This window comes from Actinoplanes sp. NPDC048791, from assembly GCF_040650095.1.
Lineage (GTDB): Bacteria > Actinomycetota > Actinomycetes > Mycobacteriales > Micromonosporaceae > Actinoplanes.
In genome coordinates, this window is record NZ_JBEZGQ010000627.1 from 1 (window position 1) to 5,095 (window position 5,095).

Here is a 5,095-nt window from a genome sequence, read left to right on the forward strand (position 1 = left end):
CGGCGGCCACCTGGCCGCCGTTGCGGCGCAGCGCGCGATGCCGCATCGCGGTGTCGACGCGCTCGCGCGCGGCGGTGAACGCGGGCTCGACGTCGGCCAGTGCCAGCAGCGGGGCCAGTGGATCAGCAGTCACGGGCCAACCGTAGCCGGAAAAAGCCCGGAAACCTGGGGTGCGCGAAGTGGCTCGTAAGTGGCAAGATTCGCGCAGTACCGATCATCTCGTGCCCGATCGGCGCGCGCGGATTGCCATTCGGCGCGGCCACAGGGCACTACAGCTTGCAACTCTCGCCGGGCCACCCCGGCAGAACTAGTGTTCAGACGAAGCGACCGGTCATGGCAGAGGAGCCGCCCTCATGAGCGAGACACTGGAGAACCTGTACTCGGAGACGCGGACGTTCCCGCCGCCGGCCGAGCTTGCCGCCGCCGCCAACGTCAAGGCCGCGGCATACCAGGAGGCCGACGACAACCGGGAAGCGTTCTGGGAGCGGCAGGCCCGGCGGCTGCACTGGGCCAAGCCCTGGGACCAGGTGCTGGACTGGTCGAACGCGCCGTTCGCCAAGTGGTTCGTCGGCGGTGAGCTCAACATCGCCTACAACTGCGTGGACCGCCACGTCGAGGCCGGCCACGGCGACAAGGTGGCCATCCACTGGGAGGGCGAGCCCGGCGACACCCGCACCATCACCTACGCGGACCTGCTCCGCAGCGTCAGCCAGGCGGCGAACACGCTGACCGAGCTCGGCGTGACGGCCGGCGACCGGGTGGCGATCTACCTGCCGATGATCCCGGAGGCCGCGGTCGCGATGCTGGCCTGCGCCCGGATCGGCGCGCTGCACAGCGTGGTCTTCGGCGGCTTCTCCGTCGACGCGCTCGCCACCCGCATCCAGGACGCCGACTGCAAGCTGGTCATCACGGCCGACGGCGGCTACCGGCGGGGCAAGCCCTCGGCGCTCAAGCCGACGGTGGACGAGGCCGTCGCGCAGTGCCCGAGCATCGAGCACGTGCTGGTCGTGCGCCGCACCGGCGAGGACGTCACCTGGGGTGACAAGGACCTGTGGTGGCACAAGACCGTCGAGCAGGCCAGTGACCAGCACGAGGCGCAGCCGTTCGACGCCGAGCACCCGCTCTTCATCCTCTACACCTCGGGTACGACCGGCAAGCCCAAGGGCATCCTGCACACCACCGGCGGTTACCTGACCCAGGTCTCGTACACCCACCACGCGGTCTTCGACGTCAAGCCGGAGACCGACGTCTACTGGTGCACGGCCGACATCGGCTGGGTGACCGGCCACTCGTACATCGTCTACGGTCCACTGTCGAACGGCGCCACCCAGGTCATGTACGAGGGCACCCCGGACACCCCGCACCGCGGCCGGTTCTGGGAGATCGTCGACAAGTACAAGGTGAGCCTGCTCTACACCGCACCCACCCTCATCCGCACCATGATGAAGTGGGGCGACGACATCCCGGCCAAGTACGACCTGTCGTCGCTGCGCATCCTGGGCAGCGTCGGCGAGCCGATCAACCCCGAGGCCTGGATGTGGTACAGGGAGCACGTCGGCCACGACAACGCCCCCATTGTGGACACCTGGTGGCAGACCGAGACGGGCGCGATGATGATCTCGCCGCTGCCCGGCGTGACCGCCTCCAAGCCCGGCTCGGCGATGACCCCGCTGCCGGGCATCTCCGCCGACGTGGTCAACGACGAGGCCGAGTCGGTGCCCAACGGCGGTGGCGGCTTCCTGGTGCTGCGTGAGCCGTGGCCGTCGATGCTGCGCGGCATCTGGGGTGACGAGCAGCGTTTCAAGGACACGTACTGGTCGCGCTTCGGCAAGGGCGCGGGCGTCGGCGACGAGTGGATCTACTTCGCCGGTGACGGGGCCAAGAAGGACGACGACGGCGCGCTCTGGCTGCTCGGCCGGGTCGACGACGTCATGCTGATCTCCGGGCACAACATCTCGACCACCGAGGTGGAGTCGGCCCTGGTGTCGCACCCTTCGGTGGCCGAGGCCGCGGTGGTCGGCGCGACCGACCCGACCACCGGCCAGGCTATTGTGGCTTTCACCATTCCACGCGGCAATGTGGACACTTCGGGCGATGCCGGCGAGAAGCTCATCCAGGATCTGCGCAACCACGTCGCCAAGAAGCTCGGCCCGATCGCCAAGCCGCGCCAGATCATGCTGGTGGCCGAGTTGCCCAAGACGCGGTCCGGCAAAATCATGCGGCGCCTGCTCAAGGACGTCGCGGAGAACCGTTCGCTGGGTGACGTCACGACGTTGCAGGACTCCGCGGTGATGGATCTGATCTCCTCCGGCATGCAGGCCGGAAAGTCCGAAGACTGAGACAGTTATCGATAAACGGCGGCAGCCCTGCGATCGTGCAGGTCTGCCGCCGTTTCATGTGCACAGTCCACTTTCGGGTATATGCCGGTACTTGCATGATGGAAAAACCATAATGCGTAACCATCGCTCATCAATATCTCCGGGCTCTTCCAAGACATAGGTGCGTTTGCATACGTTCACGTGAGCCTCGAATCCGAGGCCGGTTTACCGCCGTCCGCTGCAACCCCAGCGCTCGGTCACGTCAACGGAGGTACACGTAGTGCGCAAGGTGGTCGTGGGACTACTCGGCGCCGCGATGGTCACCAGCGTCGGGGTCATGCTCCCCGCCGGTGCCAACGCCGCCCCGCCAGTGGATCCAGCGCCGGTCGCTAAGGCCGATGCCAACTCAGCACCTGTCGACGATCTGCCCAACCCCCTCGAGGACAAGCGCCGCGCGCTGCGCGAGCAGGCAGTCGCCGACGTGGTCAGCGGCAAGGCCAAGGCCGTGACCAAGAACGGCAGCTCGGTCGTCAAGGTCGGTCGGACGCAGGGCTCCGGCACCAGCAACCGGGCCGTCGCCAAGACCGGTCAGGACCAGTACGTCGAGATCAGCCGCGAGCGGACCGACCGGATCTTCGTGATCCTGACCGAGTTCGGCAACGAGCGCAGCCCCAGCTACCCGGACAAGGACATGGCGCCCACCGTGCCCGGCCCGGCGCGCTTCGACGGACCGCTGCACAACGAGATTCCCCAGCCGAACCGCGCCGTGGACAACTCGACGGTGTGGCAGGCGGACTACTCGGCCGACTTCTACCGCAACCTGTACTTCGGTGAGGGCGCCGGCACGGAGTCGGTCAAGACCTACTTCGAGAGCCAGTCCTCCGGCCGGTACAGCGTCGACGGCGAGGTCACCGACTGGGTGAAGGTCCCGTTCAACGAGGCCCGGTACGGCCGCTCGAACGACAACCCGACCGACGCCAACGGCGACGACCCGGCTGTCTGCGCGAGCAACGTCTGCAACAACACCTGGGCCCTGGTCCGCGACGCCGCCAACAAGTGGGTCGCCGACCAGCAGGCCGCCGGCCGCAGCGACGCCGCGATCGCCGCCGACATGAAGTCGTTCGACCAGTACGACCGCTACGACTTCGACGGTGACGGCAACTTCAACGAGTCGGACGGCTACATCGACCACTTCCAGATCGTCCACTCCGGCGGCGACCAGGCCGACGGTGACCCGAACCAGGGTGAGGACGCCATCTGGAGCCACCGCTGGTACGCGTTCGGCACCGACCAGGGCCGCACCGGTCCGGCCGGCAACCTGCTCGGCGGCACCCAGATCGGCAACACGGGCATCTGGATCGGCGACTACACGATCCAGCCGGAGAACGGCGGCCTGTCCGTCTTCGTGCACGAGTACACCCACGACCTGGGTCTGCCGGACGACTACGACACCTCCGGTGGCGGCGACAACAACAACGAGCACTGGACCCTGATGGCCCAGAGCCGGCTCAGCGCCAAGGAGGACGAGGGCATCGGTACCCGCCCGGGCGACCTCGGTGCCTGGAACAAGCTGCAGCTCGGCTGGCTCGACTACGAGACGATCGTGGCCGGCCAGTCCAGGACCCTGAACATGGGTCCTGAGGAGTACAACTCCGAGAAGGCGCAGGCTGCCGTGGTGGTGCTCCCGGACAAGGAGGTCTCCACCGATCTCGGTGCGCCGTTCGCGGGTGCCGGTCAGTTCTTCTCCGGCAACGCCGACGACCTGAACACTTCGATGAGCAAGACCATCGACCTCACCGGCAAGACCACGGCGGGGGTCACGCTCAAGGGCCGCTACGACATCGAGGTGGACTACGACTACCTCTACTTCGAGGCCTCGACGGACAACGGCACCACCTGGACCCGGCTCAACGGCACGGTCAACGGTGCCGCCTTCCCGACGGACGCCAGCGGGACCCCGTCGCTGACCGGCAGCACCGCCGGCGCGTGGGTCGACATCGCGGTGCCGCTGAACGCGTACGCGGGCAAGAAGGTCGACTTCCGCCTGCACTACCTGACGGACGGCGGTGTCTCCGAGGGCGGCTTCTTCGGCGACGACGTCACCATCACCGCGGACGGCGCGACCGTGCTGGCCGACGGCGCCGAGGGGGCCACCACCTGGACCCTGAACGGCTTCTCGATCGTCGGCGCCGCCTCGGTCGAGGAGTTCGACAACTTCTACATCGCCGGCCACCGCAGCTACGTGTCGTACGACAAGTACCTGAAGACCGGCCCGTACTTCTTCGGCTACCTCCCGGCCCTGCCGGACAAGGTCGACCACTACTCGTACCAGGAGGGGCTGCTCATCTCCTACTGGGACACCTCGCAGGTCGACAACAACACCAACGTCCACCCGGGCACCGGCCGCAACCTGTACGTCGACAGCCGCCCGGCGCCGTTCTACAACCTCGAGGGGCTGCCCTGGCGGGCCCGCATCCAGGTCTACGACGCGCCGTTCAGCCTGAAGAAGGCGGACTCGTTCACGCTGCACATCAACGGCAAGCCCAGCTACATCCGGGGCCAGGCCGCGCAGCCGCTGTTCGACGACACCAAGAAGTACTTCTACGACGAGCTGCCGAACCACGGCGTCAAGCTCCCCGCCGTCGGCGTCAAGATCAAGGTCGTCGACGTCAACGGTACGTCCATGAAGGTCAAGTTCAGCTGATCACCAGCAGCACGAGCGGCGGGCCGGGGGGGGCCGACCCCGGGGGGCGGCCCGTTGCGGGGGGCCGCGCGGG

The 5,095-nt window shown here is 67.5% G+C and carries 2 protein-coding genes and 1 pseudogene; 2 read left to right on the forward strand and 1 reads right to left on the reverse strand.

Annotated features, from left to right (window positions below):
- Positions 1 to 133: pseudogene (locus AB0C29_RS33010) on the reverse strand (oxidoreductase); the annotation flags it as partial.
- Positions 134 to 353: 220 nt separating this feature from the next.
- Between AB0C29_RS33010 and acs the strand changes: the two are divergent.
- Both acs and AB0C29_RS33020 read left to right on the forward strand, forming a co-directional pair.
- Complete coding sequence (gene acs / locus AB0C29_RS33015; RefSeq protein WP_360828564.1) at positions 354 to 2,339, forward strand: acetate--CoA ligase; 1,986 nt, start codon at positions 354 to 356, stop codon at positions 2,337 to 2,339.
- 274 nt (positions 2,340 to 2,613) lie between these two features.
- Positions 2,614 to 5,022 carry an immune inhibitor A domain-containing protein gene (locus tag AB0C29_RS33020; protein ID WP_360828567.1) on the forward strand — a complete coding sequence of 803 codons (2,409 nt, stop codon included), beginning with the start codon at positions 2,614 to 2,616 and terminating at the stop codon, positions 5,020 to 5,022.
- The last annotated feature ends 73 nt before the right edge of the window (positions 5,023 to 5,095 follow it).